The organism is Microvirga alba, from assembly GCF_015694465.1.
Classification (GTDB): Bacteria; Pseudomonadota; Alphaproteobacteria; order Rhizobiales; family Beijerinckiaceae; genus Microvirga; species Microvirga alba.
Genome location: NZ_JADQDO010000003.1, coordinates 108,006 through 126,314 on the forward strand (window position 1 = coordinate 108,006; position 18,309 = coordinate 126,314).

The 18,309-nt window shown below is 63.7% G+C and carries 15 protein-coding genes; 5 read left to right on the forward strand and 10 right to left on the reverse strand.

What is annotated here, in order from left to right; translation table 11 throughout:
• The first annotated feature begins 2 nt into the window (after positions 1–2).
• Positions 3–572: a hypothetical protein gene (locus I2H38_RS08730; protein WP_196271468.1), complete on the forward strand. Its 570-nt coding sequence runs from the start codon at positions 3–5 to the stop codon at positions 570–572.
• Positions 573–911: 339 nt separating this feature from the next.
• Complete coding sequence (locus I2H38_RS08735) at positions 912–1,913, forward strand: LysR substrate-binding domain-containing protein (RefSeq protein ID WP_196271469.1); 1,002 nt, start codon at positions 912–914, stop codon at positions 1,911–1,913.
• A gap of 100 nt (positions 1,914–2,013) precedes the next feature.
• Here I2H38_RS08735 and I2H38_RS08740 read toward each other — a convergent pair whose 3' ends face one another.
• Together I2H38_RS08740 and I2H38_RS08745 are read right to left on the reverse strand one after the other, a co-directional pair.
• Positions 2,014–2,439, reverse strand: a complete 426-nt coding sequence (locus I2H38_RS08740) for a universal stress protein (protein ID WP_196271470.1) — start codon at positions 2,437–2,439, stop codon at positions 2,014–2,016.
• 14 nt (positions 2,440–2,453) lie between these two features.
• Positions 2,454–2,774 (reverse strand): 2Fe-2S iron-sulfur cluster-binding protein, encoded by a 321-nt coding sequence (locus I2H38_RS08745; RefSeq protein ID WP_196271471.1) that lies wholly within the window; start codon positions 2,772–2,774, stop codon positions 2,454–2,456.
• Between the two features lie 316 nt (positions 2,775–3,090).
• Here I2H38_RS08745 and I2H38_RS08750 point away from each other — a divergent pair, with 316 nt between their 5' ends.
• Positions 3,091–8,016, forward strand: a complete 4,926-nt coding sequence (locus I2H38_RS08750) for an apolipoprotein A-IV repeat region-like domain-containing protein (RefSeq protein WP_196271472.1) — start codon at positions 3,091–3,093, stop codon at positions 8,014–8,016.
• Between the two features lie 79 nt (positions 8,017–8,095).
• Here I2H38_RS08750 and I2H38_RS08755 read toward each other — a convergent pair whose 3' ends face one another.
• The 4 genes from I2H38_RS08755 to I2H38_RS08770 are packed head-to-tail and all read right to left on the reverse strand — an operon-like array spanning position 8,096 to position 12,070.
• Entirely contained in the window at positions 8,096–8,764 is a 669-nt protein-coding gene (locus I2H38_RS08755; protein ID WP_196271473.1) for an ABC-type transport auxiliary lipoprotein family protein, read from the reverse strand.
• A 12-nt stretch (positions 8,765–8,776) separates the two neighbouring features.
• Complete coding sequence (locus I2H38_RS08760; protein ID WP_196271474.1) at positions 8,777–10,105, reverse strand: MlaD family protein; 1,329 nt, start codon at positions 10,103–10,105, stop codon at positions 8,777–8,779.
• 8 nt (positions 10,106–10,113) lie between these two features.
• A complete protein-coding gene (locus tag I2H38_RS08765) occupies positions 10,114–10,914 on the reverse strand; it encodes an ABC transporter ATP-binding protein (RefSeq protein WP_196271475.1) in 801 nt (266 codons plus the stop codon).
• Between the two features lie 4 nt (positions 10,915–10,918).
• Positions 10,919–12,070 carry an ABC transporter permease gene (locus tag I2H38_RS08770; protein WP_196271476.1) on the reverse strand — a complete coding sequence of 384 codons (1,152 nt, stop codon included), beginning with the start codon at positions 12,068–12,070 and terminating at the stop codon, positions 10,919–10,921.
• A gap of 79 nt (positions 12,071–12,149) precedes the next feature.
• On the opposite strand from I2H38_RS08770, the gene dgcA reads away from it, so the two are divergent.
• The gene (gene dgcA, locus I2H38_RS08775) at positions 12,150–13,133 is read left to right on the forward strand and encodes an N-acetyl-D-Glu racemase DgcA (protein ID WP_196271477.1); all 984 of its coding nucleotides are present in this window, start codon (positions 12,150–12,152) and stop codon (positions 13,131–13,133) included.
• On the opposite strand, the gene I2H38_RS08780 is transcribed toward dgcA, so the two are convergent.
• Positions 13,112–14,281 (reverse strand): MFS transporter, encoded by a 1,170-nt coding sequence (locus I2H38_RS08780; protein ID WP_196271478.1) that lies wholly within the window; start codon positions 14,279–14,281, stop codon positions 13,112–13,114. The genes dgcA and I2H38_RS08780 overlap by 22 nt on opposite strands.
• 281 nt (positions 14,282–14,562) lie before the next feature.
• On the reverse strand, positions 14,563–15,738 hold the full coding sequence (locus I2H38_RS08785; protein WP_196271479.1) for an MFS transporter: 1,176 nt from the start codon (positions 15,736–15,738) through the stop codon (positions 14,563–14,565).
• A 111-nt stretch (positions 15,739–15,849) separates the two neighbouring features.
• Here I2H38_RS08785 and I2H38_RS08790 point away from each other — a divergent pair, with 111 nt between their 5' ends.
• Positions 15,850–16,362, forward strand: coding sequence for a hypothetical protein (locus I2H38_RS08790; RefSeq protein WP_196271480.1), 513 nt, complete (start codon positions 15,850–15,852; stop codon positions 16,360–16,362).
• An 18-nt stretch (positions 16,363–16,380) separates the two neighbouring features.
• Here the strand turns inward: I2H38_RS08790 and I2H38_RS08795 are convergent, their stop codons facing one another.
• Positions 16,381–17,388: a glycosyltransferase family 4 protein gene (locus I2H38_RS08795; protein ID WP_324617369.1), complete on the reverse strand. Its 1,008-nt coding sequence runs from the start codon at positions 17,386–17,388 to the stop codon at positions 16,381–16,383.
• Positions 17,388–18,203, reverse strand: coding sequence for a UDP-2,3-diacylglucosamine diphosphatase (locus I2H38_RS08800; RefSeq protein ID WP_196271481.1), 816 nt, complete (start codon positions 18,201–18,203; stop codon positions 17,388–17,390). Before I2H38_RS08800 ends, I2H38_RS08795 begins: the two co-directional genes overlap by 1 nt.
• Between the last annotated feature and the right edge of the window lie 106 nt (positions 18,204–18,309).

Genomic DNA, 18,309 nt, shown 5'->3' on the forward strand with positions numbered 1-18,309 from the left:
CGATGAAGCAGACCTATCAGCACAGCCCGCGCCCAGTGGGCGGGCCGATCAGCTTCGCCTTGAAGGGCGACCGGCTGACCGTGGATTCGGGCCGCAAAGTGCAGGAGGTCCGGCTCGGCGCGGTGGAAACCGTGCGCATGACTTATGAGCCGGGACGGCTGGCGCAGAGTGCGTTTCGGACCCGGGTCACGATGAAGGACGGCAAGACCTTCACTTTCACGTCGCTCAACTGGAAAAATCTGGTCCAGGCAGAGCAGATGACCGACGAGTACCGGGCCTTCACGCAACAGCTTCTGAGCGCCATCGCCCGCGCCAATCCCGATGCGCGCTTCATGGCCGGAAAGCCTTGGGGAATTTGGTTCTTCACCAGCTTGCTCGCCGCCGGCTCTCTGCTCGCCATGGCCTATCTGATCTGGCGAGCCTTCCAGATGGGCGCGACGAACGTCGCGCTGCTCGGCGGGTTGTTCGCGACGGTCGGTATCTGGCAGATCGAACCGATGGTCCGGCTCAACAAGCCCCGTCCCTTCCGACCGGACGCACCGCCAGTGGAGCTGCTGCCGGGCGCTTCCTGAAAGCGTTCAAGCGAAAACGACGCCCGCGAATTCCTCTGCATCAGGGCAGGTCTGTAAACAAAGGCTCGCGCGTGGGCCGGTCGATGCGCCACCACGCTTCCATCCGACTCGGAACCTCCCTGCGGGCTCCAATGTCGCGCAAGAGATAATCGCTCAAACTCGCTGGATCTAGCATCCCTGTTTCGCGCCGACCGACCCTTTCGCGGACAATGCGGAAGACCTCCCGAACATAACCTTTCCTCATGACAGCCCTTTCTTGCACCGGGGAAAATGCCAAGTTAGGCTGGTGATGGAGAGGGTGGCGAATGGTCATTCCTCACCTGCGCATGAGCGCTTTTCATGAGGATCATCTTGACTGACCGCCCCTCGTTTCTTCCGCCGCTCCAATGGCTGCGAACTTTCGAGGCGGTGGCGCGTCATCTCAGTTTCACCCAAGCGGCGGCAGAACTCGCGGTCACTCAAAGCGCAGTCAGCCATCAGGTGCGGCAGCTGGAGGAACAGCTCGGATGCCGGTTGTTTCGGCGCAAAAATCCCGGCATCGAACTGACCGACGAGGGACAACTCCTTCTCACCGGCCTCGCAGATGGCCTCGAGCGCATGCGCACCGCGGTGCAGCGGGTCAGGACGCGCGGTCAGGTTGGCACTCTGACGGTCGCGGCCCCATCATCCTTCGCGGCTTGGTGGCTCGTCCCACGTCTTGGCCGTTTCGCGACGCGTCACCCCCGGATCGAGGTTCGGATCGCTGCCATGGAGGAATTGCCGGATTTCGTACGCGACGGCGTCGACCTCGCCATCGCGGCTCAACCGCCTTCCCAGGCAATGCTCACGGCCACCAGCATGCCCCTGGTCCGCGAAGAGGTATTTCCCGTATGCAGTCCGGCCCTACTCAACGCAGATGGAGGTTTTCAGGTCGAAGATCTGAAGCGCCACGCCCTCCTGCGAGAGGATGGCTATCCCCGTTCCGGCCTTCATCCATTGCGGCCAGAGCTTGATTGGAACGTCTGGCTCGAACATCTCGGCCTTACAGGGGTAGAGCCATACGGCCCCCAGTTCAGCCATTTCGGCCTGGCGCTTCGGGCCGCGATCGACGGGGCCGGTCTCGTGCTTGGACGCTCCCCGATGGTCGATGCGGAGCTCGCCGCCGGTCGACTGGTCCGACCTTTCGGCGACATCAAGATGCTGGCGTCAAAGACATATGTCGCGCTCTGGCCCAAGACGATCGCGAACGATGCCCGAGTGGTCGCGATGCGCGAATTTCTTCTCGATGAGTCCTGCGGCTGTGAGTTGGCGGCGGGTCCTTGCGGCATTCCCCCCTCGGACCGCGAGCATGCAGGGGGCTAGTTGCGTTCCATGGTGGGGCTAAATGATCCGCCGATCCACGGCGTTTGTGGACGGCGCTCCTTGGATGCGTCGTCCACCTTTGGGCGAACCCGAGCGCGGTTTAGGCGCGCACCACCAATACCGAGCACTTGGCGTGGCGCACGATGGTCGAGGCATTGGAGCCGAGCAGGAAGGTCGCCATGGTCGGCCGGTGGGAGCCGATGACGATGAGATCGGCACCGGTCTTTTCGGCTTCGTCCAGCACTTCGTTGTAAACCGAACCGAGCCGCACCACGGCGGAAACCCGCTCGGCAGGCAAATCCACGCTCGCGGCGAGATCGGCGAGCTTCTTCTCGGACACGCTCTGCTCCTCCTCGTCGAAGGTCGGCGGCATGAATTCCATGTAGGTGACCGGAACGATGGAGCGGACATAGATCAGGCGGAGAGTGCCTTCCGCGCCCTGCGCGAGTTCCACCGCCTTGGCGATAGCGGGTTTCGAGGCGTCGATTTCGCCGAGATCAACGGGAACCAGGATCGTCTTGAACATGAAAATCTCCCAGATCAGCCTTGCCGCGTGGGGGTGTGGACGACGAGGCCATCGAGCTCTGGCCTAACACGGATCTGGCATGACAGTCGCGAATTCGGACGGACGTCGAACGCAAAGTCAAGCATGTCCTCCTCCATCGGTTGCGGCTGCCCCGTGACCGCTTCCCATTCCTCAGCCACATAGACGTGGCAGGTTGCGCAGGAACATGCGCCGCCGCATTCCGCTTCGATCCCTGGAACTCCGTTCCGAATGGCGGTCTCCATAACCGTCGAACCTTCCTCGGCTTCGACGGTGCGGGACGTGCCCTCGGAATCGATGAATGTAATGTTGATCATTGCGGACCTCTGGCTATCAGCGCATATTTAATTCAAGGCGCGCCGGAAAACGAGAGACAGTGCCGGATGGTTTGCCATCTTTGTGCCATATTTTGACCGGCACCCCTGGTTACCGAGCCGTTAACGACGTTCGCAAGTGACAGGGGATATTGGGTTTCAATCCCCCGGGCCCGTCGCTAAAATTGCTTGGTAAATAGTAGGTTTCCACCGGAAGCACCTTAACGGGTACATCCGGGTCGGGCTGACGCCGCGCATTCACGTCATGGGGGCGAAATGTGATCGGCTTCACCCAGATCAGTGCGTCACGAGGCGGATCATGGCGAGCGAAAAGAAAAAGATGAAAGACCCGGCTGAGGCGGCCTTGTCGGCGGTCGAGCAGGCGCTCAACCTCGATGAGACCATCGATGTTCCAATGGCGGAAGATCTGGATGCACTCGCGTCCCGAAACGGCTTGAAATTGCCGGATATCGAAGATCACGATTTCACCAGAGGGCCATTCGGCCTCGAGCCGGAGGCTCCAATGAAGCGCGCGGAAAACCGCGACGGCAAGGCGGATGACGTCTCTCGTTCCGGTTTCCTCGCCCCTGACCGGGATGCCGTCGCCAACGACGACCGTCAGAACGTCGGCGTGATGCTGCAAGCCCTTCAGGTCCGCCCCTCGCGCTTCGCCTACAACATGGCGACTCTGGCCTCCCTCCTCTGGCTTGGCGGCGCCGCCGCCCTGGTCTACTCGCAAGGTGTCAGCACGCCTGACCAATTGCTCGCGACCCTCTCCCCGGCGCAGTTGTCGATCGGAGCGGTCTTGCTGGTCGCGCCGATCATTCTGTTCTTTATCGCCGCGATGCTGACCGTTCGCTCGCAGGAGATGAAGCTCGTCGCTCGCGCCGTCGGCGAAGTCGCTGTTCGCCTTGCTCAGCCGGAAAGTTTCTCGACCGACGCGGTTCTCTCCGTGTCGCAGGCGGTGCGCCGCGAAGTGGCGGCCGTCGGCGATGGCGTTGAGCGGGCTCTCGCCCGCGCCGGTGAGTTGGAAACCCTCGTTCGCAGCGAGATTTCCACCCTGGAGCGCGCCTATTCCGATAACGAGATCCGTATCCGTTCGCTCATCGACGAACTTGTCACCCAGCGCGAGTCCATCGTGACGAGCGCGGAGCGTGTGCGCGGCGCCATCACCGGGTCTCACCAGAACCTCACCCGCGACCTTGATGAAGCCGCCGAGCGTGTCGTCTCCGCCGTCGACGGCGCGGGCAACCGGGTCACGGGTTCGCTCGAGCAGCGCGGTGAGCAGATCACCCAGGCTCTCGGTCGGGCCGGCGAGCGGGTCGTCGAGGAAATGGCGAGCCGTGGCGTCGAACTCGTCGATCGCCTTTCGGGCACCAGCGAAGACATTAAGGCAGGCATCGCCGACGTCGGCACCACCATCACGAGTGCCCTCGAGGGCAAGGCGCAGGACATCACCGGCGCATTCGAGCGCACCGGCGACCTTCTCACCCGCCACCTTCAGGACGGCGCAAGCCAAGTCACGCGCACCCTCGCCGAGACCGGCCGAGGCGTCATCGATGCGCTGGCTCAGCAGGGCAACGACGTGCGCGAGGCTTTCGAGAGCACCGCGCACACTCTGGAAGAAAGCTTTGCGCTGCGCGGCAGCGAGATCACCGAGAAGCTTGCAGCGACCGGCAATGTCATCGCCGAGGACATTTCAGCCCGCACATCCGAAATGCGCGACCAGATCGCGGCAGCGGGCTCGGCTGTCAGCGAAGAGATCGTGACGCGTGGCGGCCTCGTGCGCGAGCAGCTTTCCGCGACCGGCGCTTCGATCGTGCAGGAGCTGTCCACAAGCGGCAGCACATTGCGTACCGAGTTCTCGGAGACGGCAGGTTCTCTCATCGAAGAGCTCGCCAGCCGTGGCACCGCCCTGCGCGAGCAACTGGCCGCGACCGGCACTGAAGTCGTGGAAGAGATTGCTACGCACGGCGGCACGCTTCGCCAGCAACTGGCGACCACTGGCACCGAAATCGTCGGCGAGATCGTCTCGCGCGGCGGCACGCTGCGCGACCAACTCGCGAGCACGGGCACCGAAATCGTCAGCGAGATCGTCTCGCGCGGCGGCACACTGCGCGACCAGCTCGCCAGCACGGGCACCGAGGTCGTGGACGAGATCGTCGTGCGCGGCAATGAGTTCCGCGACCGCCTTGCGGCGACCGCGTCCGAGGTCACCCGCGAGATCGCTCAGCGTGGCGGCGAAGTGCGCGAGCACCTCGAAGGCGCCGTCCGCTTGGCGGATGAGGCCATCGGCAACCGCGTCGAAGACCTTGCCAACCGTCTCGAGACCGCAAGCCAGCGCGTGAGCGAGTCCGTAACGGTCCAAGGCCAGGCCCTGGAGATCAGCCTCTCGCAGGCCGGCGACAAGATCACCTCCCTCATGGGCGAGAAGGTGGAAGAGTTCCAGACCGCCTTCCAGACGCGCGGTCAGGAATTCTCCGAAACCCTCAGTCTCCATACGGATGAGGCGCATTCCCGTCTCGCCAATACCGGCAAGGACATCGTTCTCGCCATCGCGACGCAAGGGGCACGCGTCAACGAAGCTCTTACCCGCACGGCGGACAGCCTCGCGAACACGGTCGACACCCGTGGCCGCGAGATGGAAGAAACCCTTGGCTCGCGCCTTGCGGCTTTCGAGGACGTCATGGGCCGTGGCGGCGAGGTCGCCGAGCGCATCTCCCGCGACGTGGGAAGCCTCACCGACACGATCGGCGGCCGCTTCGAGGAGATGGAGCGTCTTATCACCGTGCAGGGCCGCACGATGGCCGAAGCGTTCTCCGAGCGCGCCCGTGAAGCCACAAGCGCCATCGAGACTCAGCTCACCGCTCTCGAAGAGCACGCTGCTCGCCGTTCCACGGAGATCACGTCGAATTTCGACACCATCGTGGATCGCGTCGACCAAACCCTCAGCGCCCGCTCGTCGGCCCTCAATGAGGCGCTCGTGGTGCGCACCGGCGAAATGGCCCGCGTCATGGCGGAAGGCGGGCGCGATGTCGCGCACGGTCTGCAGACTCGCGTTGACGAGATCACTCAGGCTCTCGACGCCAAGAGCGGCGTGATTGCCGAAACGCTGTCGTTCAAGGCCGACCTGATCAGCGAAACGCTGGGCGCGCGCGCCTTCGAGATCAACCAGACGCTCGGCAACCGCGCGGAAGAAATCGCGACGACCCTCGACCAGCGCGTCGCCCTCTTCGAGGATCGCGTCGTCAACCGCCTCGACAGTGTCGCGGAAACGATCGACCAGAAGGGTCACGCAGTGCTTGGCTCGCTCGGCAACCAGATCGGCGAGATCCGCGGCATCTTCGACACGCAGGGCGCGTCCCTCGTGGCGAGCCTCAACGACAGCGGCGACGCCATCGGCCGCGAGGTCGCGGCCATCAGCGAGACGACTCTCCGCAGCCTCGAAGAGCGCAGCAACGCGGTCATCGATAGCCTGCAGAATCGCAGCAGCACGATGCTGTCGTCGCTCCAGGATCGCACGATGGAGCTGACCTCGTCCTACATGCAGTCGACGGAGGCCATGCGCGCCGCCATCGACGACGGGACGGCGCGTTCGGTCGAAACCCTGGTGGAGACCAATGCCCGCCTGCGCAACGAGCTGACGGAAGTGCTCAGCCGCCTGCAGGACGCCAACGGCCTGCTCCAGCAGGTCTCGGCCAGCGCGAGCGGCAATCTCGGCGCCATCGAGGATGGTCTTGCCGGACGTGTCCAGCAGATCGAAACCCTCCTGTCGGAAATCGCCTCCCAGACGGCCCGCGCGTCCGATCAGGTCGCGGATCAGGTCGATGCGCTGCGCGGCGTGTCCTCCGGCGCGATCCAGCAGGCCACCGAATTGGCCTACAGCCTGGAGGAGCGCGGCCGTGCGCTCACGGAGAGCACCCGCGAGCAGATGGTGACCCTCACCGACGCTGCCTCCGCCCTGGAGCGCGTCGAGGCCCGCATCAGCACGGCGCTCGGCGGCCGCCAGGACGCCCTCAACGAGCTTCTCGGCCGCATCAACGAGCGTTCGCAGGATCTCGAAACCGTCACCCGCACCTTCAGCGCGCTGGTGGAAGGCTCGCTGCAGAACGCCGAGAACAAGGCACGCCAGATCGGCACCGTCCTCGCGGATACGGCTCAGGCTACGACCCATGCCATCGGGGAGCAGTTCGAACGCATCCGCACCTCGACCGGCGCGGAAGGCGAGCGGACCGCCGCTGCACTCCGCACGGCCTACGAGCAGGCTGCGGCCGAGATGGCCGAGGCGCTCAACAACGCCACGGGCAAGTTCCGCGACACCATGGGCGAACTGCGCGGCATGACGGGCCAGATCCAGCGCGAGCTTGAGACCACCCGGGCGGAACTCCGCCGCGGTGTCGTCGAGCTGCCGCAGGAAACGCAGGAGACGACGGCCAATATGCGCCGCGTCGTCGCCGACCAGATCAAGGCTCTCAACGAGCTGTCTGCTCTGGTCTCCCGCTCCAACCGCGTGGTGGATGCTGCTCCGGCGGTTCAGCCGCGCCGCGTGAACGAGGCTCCGGTTGCAGCTGTCTCCGGTGTAGCAGTGGCTCCCGAGCCGCGCGTGATGGCTCCCGCTCCCGCTCTCGCTCCTGCCCCGGTCCAGACCGTGGCGCGCCAGGTCGAGCAGAAGGTTGCTCCGGCCCCCGCCCCCGTGGCGGCTCCGACTCCCGCTCCGGCCCCGGCTCCCGTTCGTCAGGTCCAGCCTGCGGCGGAACGCCCGGCTCCGCGCCGTGATGAAGCTCCGGTTCGTGAGGCCGGCGCGCGTGGCGGCTGGCTGTCGGATCTTCTGAACCGCGCCTCGCGCGATGAGGAAGAAGAGCCGGCACGGACCGCGGGCCGCCCTGATCGCTCGCGGGTCAACAGCCTCGAATCCCTCGATTCGATCTCTGTCGACATCGCCCGCATGATCGATCACGACGCCGCTGTCGAATTATGGGACCGCTACAAGCGCGGTGAGAGCAACGTATTCACCCGTCGCCTCTACACCCTTCAGGGTCAGCAGACCTTCGAGGAGATCCGCCGCAAGTACCGCCGCGACGACGAGTTCAAGCAAACGGTCGACCGTTATGTGGAGGAGTTCGAGCGCCTGCTCGCCGAAGTCTCCCGCGACGACCGCGACTCGATGTTGACGAAGACGTACCTCACGTCGGAAACCGGCAAGGTCTACACGATGCTCGCCCACGCCAGCGGCCGGTTCGACTGAATCGGCCTGGCAAAGCCAAGTGGCACATAAAAAAACGCGGCCTTGAGGGCCGCGTTTTTGTTTTGGAATGTGCCGATCTCTAAACCGGTGGCGAGTTCGTCGCTTGGCTCACCTCGTCGCGCCGGGGAATGCTGGTTCCGCTGACCCATCGCACGATGTCGACCATCACGATCGACAGCGCCTCGTCGAGCGCTCTCACCGCATACCCGGCTTCGGCTGCTCCGGCAGGAATGCGGGCCCGGAAGATCCGGCCGTTGACGATGCGACCGTTGGGCTCGCTCACGAGCTTGACCGAGATCTCGACCACCGCCTCGTTCTGCGGCGTCGCGATCTCGAAACTGCGAAGCTCGGAGATGAGCTGAGCATCCGCGGCCGCGCCGCTCGAGGGTCTCGAGACATTGCGCAACTGCGAGGAATTTTCAAACGTGTTGATCAGGCGGGTCTGGATCAGCCGGGGAAGATTGTCGGACCACTGCCCTCCTCCGAGGAAGGAGATCGTGCCGTATGCGTCCTTTACGATGATCTGCTGTGCGGAGAGAACCTGCAGGGCGACCGGCTCGGCCACCTGAACCTGCACCCCGGGGTTTCCCCGGACCTTGGCGGTCGGGGCCGAGAGATCGAAGGTTGTCGGAGCCGGAGCCGAGGAGGAGCACGCCCCCGCAAGGCCGGCCACAAGCAGCGCGGGCGCGAGCCGCCCGAACCGCCGGATGCATTGGATGGGGGAGAGAAACACTGGCGATCCAGACATGATCATCAAGGACTAACGGCGTCCATTGTATTCGGGGATCGACGGACGGCCACCGAAAATGAACTGCTGTGGATTACGTTCGATGCTGCGTACCGCGCGACTGATGTCGCCAAGCGCCCTGCGTCCCTCGACGGCGAGCGCCTCGTATTCGGGCAGACCCGTGTTGGCGAAGCGACCGACGCCGGCGAGGATACCCTCGGTGCGCTGGTTCAGATTGTCGGCGAGAACGCGCACCGACTTGGCTGCCTCGCGAATTTCGTCGAAGGCCCCCTTCCCCGCTTCACCCGAGGCCGAGCCAAGGAATTTCTCTGCGCCCGCCAGGACACTGTCGATCCGGTCGGCGGACTTGTTGAGTTTTTCAGTGATCGAGCGGGCCTCGGTGATCGCCTTGTCCACGTCCGGGCTGCGCTGCCTCAAGGTCTGGGTGAACACCTCTACACTGTCAACGGTGCGTCCGATCTTGGCCGGATCGATCGCCTTCGCGATATTGTTGATCTCTCCAAGCGCGGTATCGAGCTTCGGTGCGGATTCGTTCAAGCGTCCGACGAGGCTCGCGGCATCCCGCAGGGCATCGTGAATGGCCTGTTTGCTGTCGGCGAGCGACTGCGTGAAACTGTCGACGTTCTCCACGATGCGCGCAACCCGCTGGCGGTCCACCGTGCGCACCACCTCGTCGAGATTGGTGGCGAGGGTTTCGAGCTTCTCTGCCAGGGGGCCAACCTTCTCGGCGGCCTGACCGACCTGCGCGAGGAAGCGGTCGATACCCTCGGCATTCTCGCCGAGGGCCTGCGAGAAGCGCTCGACGTTCTGGACGGTGCGGCTGATCGAGCCTTCGTTGTCGGCAACGACGCGCCCGACGCGTTCCAGCACGTCGTCCGCCCGCCGCGCGATGTTGCGGGCGGTCTCGATAAGATCCTGGAAATCGGACCTGTCGGCGAAGATCGTCGGCAGAGGCTGTCCCGGCCCAGCCACGAGGGGCGGCGCGCTGGGCTCACCACCGGAAAGCGCGATCGTCGCCACGCCGGTCAGGCCCTGGTATTCGAGACGCGCGCGCGTGTCGGAACGAACGGGGGTGTTCCTGTCGACCTGAACGACGGCGACAACCCGGCGGGGGTCTTCCGGGAGAAGGTTGATCTCCGTCACCTCGCCCACGCGAAGGCCGTTGAAGGATACGGTCGACCCCTTGGACAGGCCGGAAACCGAGCCAGAGAACACAATGCGGACGGCTTGCCGGGTCTGGCCGCGTTCGCCACCGGAAAACCAATAGACGAAGCCGAATCCCGCCGCGATCACCGCCAGGGTGAACAAGCCGATCAGGGCGTAATTTGCACGCGTTTCCATCACAAACCTTAAGCGTCGTCGGCCAAGGCCGCGCGAGCCCGCTTCCCGTGAAAGTAGGCTCGAAGCCACGGATGATCCGATGCAAGCATCGTCTCGATGGTCCCCTCCGCCAGAATTTTTCCCTCGCCCAGAGCCGCGATTCGGTCGCAGACCGTATAAAGGCTATCCAGATCGTGGGTTACCATGAATACCGTGAGGCCCAAAGTCCGCTGTAACGTAGCGATAAGCTCGTCGAATTCCCCGGCGCCGATGGGATCGAGGCCCGATGTGGGCTCGTCGAGGAAAAGAATGTCCGGATCGAGCGCCAAAGCGCGAGCAAGGGCCGCGCGCTTGATCATGCCGCCGGACAGCTCGGAGGGCAGCTTGTCCGCCGCGTCGGGATTCAAGCCGACCATCTCGACCTTGAGCATCGCCAGCTCGTCGAGCAACCGCTCCGAGAGAGACAGGTACTCCCGCATCGGCACTTGCACGTTCTGCTTCACGGTCAGCGCGGAGAACAGCGCGCCCTGTTGGAACAGAACACCCCAGCGGCGCTCCATAAGGCGGCGCTCGGAGGGCGACAACTCGTCGAGGTTGTGGCCTAACACCTCGATGGTGCCTGCCCGTTTGGGAACCAGCCCCAGGATCGCACGGGTCAGAACCGATTTTCCCTGCCCCGATGCGCCGACGAAGCCGAGGATTTCACCGCGATAAACGTCGAGATCGAGCCCTTTGAGAATGGTCTTGTCGCCGAAGCCGACCTCGATGCCGCGCACGCGGATGACCACTTCACGGTCCTTGTCCGAAACGGGATGGTGCCTGTCGAGCATCGTTTCAGTACCTGATAGCGGCGAAGAACATAGCGAAAAGACCATCGAGCACGATGACCATGAAGATCGCCTTCACCACGGAAGACGTCACGTGCCGCCCGAGGGATTCGGCGGAACCGGCCACCGCCAGCCCCTCAAGGGTGGCAATGATGCCGATCACCAGCGCCATGAAGGGCGCCTTGATGATACCGACCATGAAGGTGTTCATGCCCACGGCGGCCCGGAGGCGCGAGAGGAAGACATCGGGACTGATATCCCCATAGATCCAAGACGTCACGCCGCCACCGGTCAAAGCCGCGATAGAAGCAATGAAGGTTAAAAGCGGCAACCCGATTACCAACGCCAGGATGCGCGGGATGATCAGCACCTCGATGGGATCGAGGCCCATGACGCGCAAGGCATCGATCTCCTCGCGCATCTTCATCGAGCCGATCTCGGCCGTGAACGCGGATCCAGAGCGGCCCGCGACCATGATCGAGGTGAGAAGAACGCCGAGCTCACGCAGGACCAGGATGCCGATCAAATCGACGACGAAAGGCGTAGCGCCAAACCGGACCAACTGGAAAATGCCCTGTTGCGCGATGATACAGCCGACCAGAAACGAGATCAGCACGATGATCGGCACGCCGCGATAAGCGATCTGCTCCAACTGATTGACAACGGCGGTCCCGCGGAAGCGCCGTGGATGGGTGATAACCCGCAGGAGCGCGGCCACGAGTTCGCCCAAGAAGGCGATGCCGTCGATCACGTCGCGACCCGCGCCCGAGACGCTCTTGCCCATATCGACCAGAAAATCGACGATCTTGGAGTGTTTGACCTTCGTCTGCTCCTGAAAGCCGCGATAGGCGACCTCATCGAGCAGAATCTGCTGCTCCGGGCTGGCATTAGCGAAATCGGCAGCAAGCCCACGCCCGCCCAACTCGTGCCTCGTGCGGTCGAGAACCCAAGCGCCGAGCGTGTCGAGCCGCTGGACCTGACTCAGATCGAGAATGAAGTGATGCTGGCCCGAATCCACAGCAATTTCGTCCGCCAGCGATTCGACCAACGCCGCGTACTCGGCGGTCCAGTGACCGGCGAGCTTGGCGGTGACATGATCTCCGCTCCGTTCGATTCTGACTTGCGGCTCTTGAGCCAAGGTGCTCTGCGCCACGCTCATCCTTCCGGCAATGATTCCGTTTGGTGATAGCGTGTCGTTGCGCCACAAGTCGAGCCGAACTTAACGAGAAGTAGAGAGAATGCGCAGTCTTACCGTTGCCATCGACCGGTTCCCGATTGCCGGAAAGTTCACCATTGCCCGAGGCTCCCGCACGGAAGCCGTGGTCGTCACGGCCACGATCACCGAAAACGGAGCCGTCGGTCATGGGGAGTGCGTGCCCTATCCCCGCTACGGCGAGTCGGTCGAGGGCGTCGCGGCGGCGATTGAGGCGTTGCGACCACAAATCGAGGCGGGGTTGACCCGCGAAGCCCTGCAGAACGTCATGCCGGCTGGCGCGGCCCGCAACGCGGTCGATTGCGCCCTCTGGGATCTCGATGCCAAGCGCTCCGGTATCCGTGCCCACATCACGGCGGGGGTGAACCGCTGGCCACCGGCCACCACGGCCTACACGATCAGCCTGGATACCCCCGAAGCCATGGCCGAGGCGGCAGCAAGGGCGGCGGAGCGGCCGATCCTGAAGGTCAAGTTCGGCGGCGAGGGCGGCGATCTCGCGCGCATCGCCGCCGTCCGCAAGGCTGCCCCGCATGCAACTCTGATCGCGGATGCGAACGAAGGCTGGACCGAGGACAATCTCGCGGACCACTTCGCCGCCTGCGCGGAGGCCGGCTTCGCCCTGGTGGAACAACCCCTGCCCGCCAAGAACGACAGCTTTCTTGGCAAGATCGCCCGTCCCATCGCCATCTGCGCCGATGAGAGCGTGCATGACCGGCCCAGCCTCGACCGGTTGGTGGGACTCTATGACGCCGTCAACATCAAGCTCGACAAGACCGGCGGCCTGACCGAGGCGCTTGCGCTCGCCGACGCCGCCGAGGAACGGGGCCTGGCCATTATGATCGGCTGCATGGTTGGTACTTCGCTCGCCATGGCTCCGGCCATGGTGCTCGCGCCTCGCGCCCGTTTCGTGGATCTCGACGGCCCGCTGCTCCTTGCCAAGGATCGCGAGCCTGGCCTGGTCTACGAGGGTAGCGTCGTCTATCCGCCTCAGCCCTCGCTCTGGGGCTGAACGCGCAGGCGCCGGGCCGCAAGGAGCATCAGCAGGAAGCCTACCGTCGCCAAAGGAACCATCGCCGCAAAGATCGCCGCCCCGGCCTCCTTGTAGATGATGCCGCTGGCGACGGTGGCGATGGCGTTCGCCGAGGCGGCGAGCGAAACGTAGACCCCTTGCGCGCGGCCCCTCGCCCCATGCGGTGAAAGCGCCGTCAGCGCCGCCATCGCCCCCAGATGCGTCGCGCCGAAGGAAAGGCTGTGCATGGCCTGGAGAACAAACGTGACACCCAGGCCGGGATTGAGGGAAAAGACGGTGAACCGGATAACGGCCGCGGCCCCCCCGACGAAAAGGAGGCCGAGACCGTAACCGCGACCGACTGCCCGGCCCAGGAACATAAACACCAATATCTCGGCGATCACACCCGCCGCCCAGAGATAACCGATCGTGGAATCGGAGAATCCGAGCCCGCGCCAGTGGATGCTGGCGAAGCCGTTGAGCGCTCCGTGACTGCCCTGAATCAGGGCCGCGGCGACAATGATCAGCCACAAGACATGCGGTATCTTCTTGGAGACGGGGGGCTTCGGACCCTCGCGCGCGACAGCGTTGTCCGGCATCTCATACGGAAGAGCCATCAGGGTCGCGGTGATGCCGAGCAGCGGGATGAGCGTCAGCGACGCAAGCACGGCATTCGGCCCGAACGCGCCGATGACATAACCCGCCACGATGGCCGCCACGAAAAACGAGATCGAGCCAAAGCCCCGGATCAGACCGTAATTCAATCCCGGGTGGCGCAGCACCGCCCCAGTGCTCACGACGTCGAGGACCGGAAAGATCGCTGCCTGTGTGACGGCAATAAAAGCCACGAGCACAGCGATGGTCAGACTATCCTGTGCCAGAAGGAGAAGCGGGAAGCAGACGATCTGTCCAGCATGACCCGCCAGCAGGATGCGGCGCGCCGAGTGATCCGCGAGGCTCAGAAGCGGGGCGGCGGCGACAACCCGGACAATGATCGGAATGGCGACGATGAAGCCGATGACGGCCGAGGAAAGATTCTTGCTCTCCAGCCACAGGGGAAAGAACGGCTGATAGAACCCGGAACTGACAAAGCTTGCGGCCTGCAAGGCATAGAGGCGCGCACCGAGGTTTCCGGGGAATTTCGTCACGACAGGAACTTTCCGGAAACCGGGGCCGATGGAACCGGGATGAGAGGGCGACACATAGGAGCGGAAAAAGGCACTGAGGAACTCGTGTCGCCTCGGGCCATCGGACGCGATGGTCTCGATTGTGAGAATCGCAGTCCCTGGCGGAGCCGGCAAACCATCATGACCGATGCTGCGCCTGCCGTCACGTTCGCAGTGCAGATTTTCCCACCCTCGAAGCGATGAATTCCGCAACGGACTACTCTTGCTTTTGCGCGGGTCAAAGCCCTCCCAAAAGCGCCGCCTCAGCCCTCGCCCCGGGGCTGAACGCGCAAGAGGCGCGCAGCGATAAGGGTCAGCACGAAACCAACCACCGCCAAGGGAACCATCGCTGCAAAGATCGTGGCCCCCGCTTCCTTGTAGATCATGCCGCTCGCGATGGTGGTCGCGGCGGTCGTCAGGGCCGCGAGTGACCCGTAAATCCCCTGCGCCCGACCTCTGACCTGGTGCGGTGAAAGCGCCGTCAAGGCCGCCATCGTCCCCAGATGCGTCGCGCCGAAAGACAGGCTGTGCATGGCCTGGAGGACGAGGGTGACCCCCAATCCGGGATTGAGCGAGAGGGCCGCAAAGCGGATCGCTCCCGCTGCTGATCCCACGAGAATGAGCCACAGCCCCGAACCTCGACCGACTGCCCGGCCGAGAAACATGAACACCATGATCTCGGCAATGACGCCGGTCGCCCAGAAATAACCGATCGTGGCGTCGGGAAATCCGAGCTTTTGCCAGTGGATGCTGGCGAAGGCGTTCAACGCGCCGTGGCTGCCCTGTGTGAGCGCAGCGGCGATCATGACGATCCAAAGGATCGCTGGTAGCGCCTTTGACACGGGTGCCTGTCGCTCTTCAGCCCGAGCCGGCATGTCCGGCATGTCGTGGGGAACCGCGACCAACGTGGCGGTGATGCCGAGAAGCGGAATGAGGGACAACGACACGATCACGACATTCGGCCCGAAAGCGCCGATCAGATATCCGGCCACGATATTGGCGACGAAGAACGACACCGAACCGCAGCCCCTGATACGGCCGTAATCCAGGCCCGGATGGCGCTGCACCGCGGAGGTGCAAACCAGGTCGTTGCCTGGAATGATGGCAGCCTGGGCAACGGAGACAAGCGCCACAAGCGCGATGATCGTGAAGCTGTCCTGCGCCAGCATGAGCAGCGGAAAGCCAAGGATCTGGCCCGCATGGCTGGCGAGCAACAGCCGCCGCGCCCCGAAAGATCTATCGGCGAGGCTCAGGAGCGGCGCCGTGGCGACGATCCGAACGATGATCGGGATAGCGACCACGAATCCGATGATGACCGGCGACAGGCCCTTGCTCTGCAGCCACAGGGGAAAAAACGGCAGATAAAATCCGTGGCTCAGGAAACTTGCCGCCTGCAGCGCAGAAAGGCGAACGCCGAGGTGTCGAAAAATTGCCGTCACGGCTGGGGCTTTCCGAGGGCGGGGATGTTAGGTGACCGGAGAAAAAACACGGTGCATTACCGCTAGGGAAGGTTCCGACGGACTTGAGCCGCCCAGCCTTTCGACACACTGATGTCCTCAGAGAATCGCGGAGACGGGTTTCCCACCATGACGGATGAAGACACGCTCGTCACCTTCAGCAATGCGGATTACGACGCCATCGAGGCCGCCGTCCTGGAGACAGCGCGCGGTCGTTGGTTTCTCCGTGAATACGCCAAGCGTAACCGAAATGCGGACACGCAAACGGTTCTCGCTGCTGTGAATGAGTTGAAAGAGGCCGTCATCGAGGACCAGACCGCGCGCACCATGAGCCTCATCAAGGCCGATCTGCAGGACATGGTCTCGGCGGTCCAGCAGACGAGGCATGAGATCGTATCCCCCGATATCGAGCATCAAACCGCTGAGGAGCGCATCCGCCGCATGGTTCAAACGCTGCGTTATCTCGAGGGGCGCATCCACGCCATGATCGCGATTTGCGATCCGGAGTTATCGCGCGCCGAGGAAGAAGAACCGTTGTCGGACGCTCAGGGCCTCGCGGAGGCCAAAACGGCCTATTCGAGCGCCCGCCCGCACTTCCTGATGTGAGATCGAATGGCTTGGCGCCTACGCCGCCGTGTGAACCGCCTCGATATTGGAGAAGAATTGTCGCGCGCTTTCACGCCAGGTGAATGTCTCGCCATAGCTCCGGCAGCGATCCTTTGGGATCTCAAGCGCCGCCAGAGCCGCCTCCCGTAAGTCGTCCTTCAGGACGCCGCATCCCGAAGCGCCGACGACGTCCAACGGCCCCGTCACGGGATAGGCCGCGATGGGAAGGCCGGAGGCCAGAGCCTCCAGTAGGACGATGCCGAACGTATCGGTCAGGCTCGGAAAGACGAAGACGTCCGACGACGCATAGACCCGCGCCAGGTCCTCGCCCGCAAGAGCGCCGAGGAAACGGGTTTGCGGGTATTTCCGCTCCAACTCGGTGCGCGCGGGCCCATCCCCCACGATGACCTTTGTCCCCGGCAAATCGAGGCACAGGAAGGATTCGAGGTTCTTTTCCACAGCGACACGCCCGACATAGAGAAAAACCGGAGCGCCGACGTCGAGAATGCGCTCGCCGCGAGGCCGGAAAAGCTGCGTATCGACGCCCCGGGTCCAGCGCCGGATATTTCGAAAGCCACGGCTGAGGAGTTCGCGCTCAAGAGATGGCGTGCTGACCATCACCGCGCGCCCGCCATTATGGAACCTTCGGATAGCGCTATAGGACCACGCTTCAGGGATCGGTAAGCGGGCCGACAGGTATTCCGGAAAGCGCGTATGGTAGCTCGTGGTGAAGGCCCGTCCCTGCTGTCGGCAGGCCCAACGGGTCGCTAGACCGATCGGGCCCTCGGTCGCAATGTGGACATGCGTCGGTCCCGTGGCCTCGATGAAGCGGGAGACCACGCCCGGCACGGCCAGCGACAGGCGTATTTCCGGATAGGTCGGCATCGGACAGGAGCGAAACCTCTCCGGCGTGAGAAACGTGACCTCCGCCCCGAATCCCGGCGCTTCCGCCGCCATATATTCGAGCGAGCGCACGACGCCGTTGATCTGCGGCCGCCACGCATCCGTTGCGATGAGGAGGCGCATCAGGCCGCCTGCCTCTGGCTGATCACAGGAGCGTCCGGGCTGGGAGCCATCTGCTTCGCTCTCGGAGCCTCCGTCCAGCGAATCATCTGGAAGGAGCCGTCATAATGCTCGACGATGGCGGTGCAGGATTCGACCCAGTCGCCCGTATTCACGTAGCGCACCCCGAATTCGTCGTGCATGGCGGCGTGGTGGATATGGCCACAGATGACGCCGTCGGCCTCATGCCGCTTGGCTTCCGCCGCAAGCAATTCCTCGAACCGGCTGATGTAATTGACCGCGTTCTTGACCTTCATCTTGGCCCAGGAGGACAGCGACCAATAGGTCAGGCCGAGCTTCCGCCGCACGATGTTGAGGTGGGTGTTGACGAAAAGCGCCGCCGTGTAGGCTCCATCCCCGAGAAGGGCCAGCCAGCGGGCGTGGCGGACCACGAGATCGAACTGATCGCCATGAATGACGAGATAGCGCTTGCCGTCTGCGGTCTCGTGCAGCGCGTAATCGGCCAACTCCACACCGCCGAGATTGATGCCGATATAGTCGCGCAGAAACTCGTCGTGATTGCCGGGAATATAGATCAGCCGCGCGCCTTTGCGGACCTTGCGCAGCAGCTTCTGCACCACGTCGTTATGGCTCTGCGGCCAATACCAGCCGGATTTCAAGCGCCATCCGTCAATGATGTCGCCAACGAGATAGATCGTGTCGGCGTCATAGTGTCTGAGAAAACTCAAAAGCGGAACGGCCTGACATCCCTTGGTCCCCAGATGGAGATCCGACAGGAACAGCGCGCGCACGCGGACAGCTTCAAATTCCTGGGCCATGCGACGTCCCCACTTGGCTTGCCGCTCTCACCCAAACAGGATTTGCTTAGCGTCCCTGTGACGTTTGCCTTGCGGATTTGTGACAGGCGGAGCGGATCGCATGCGC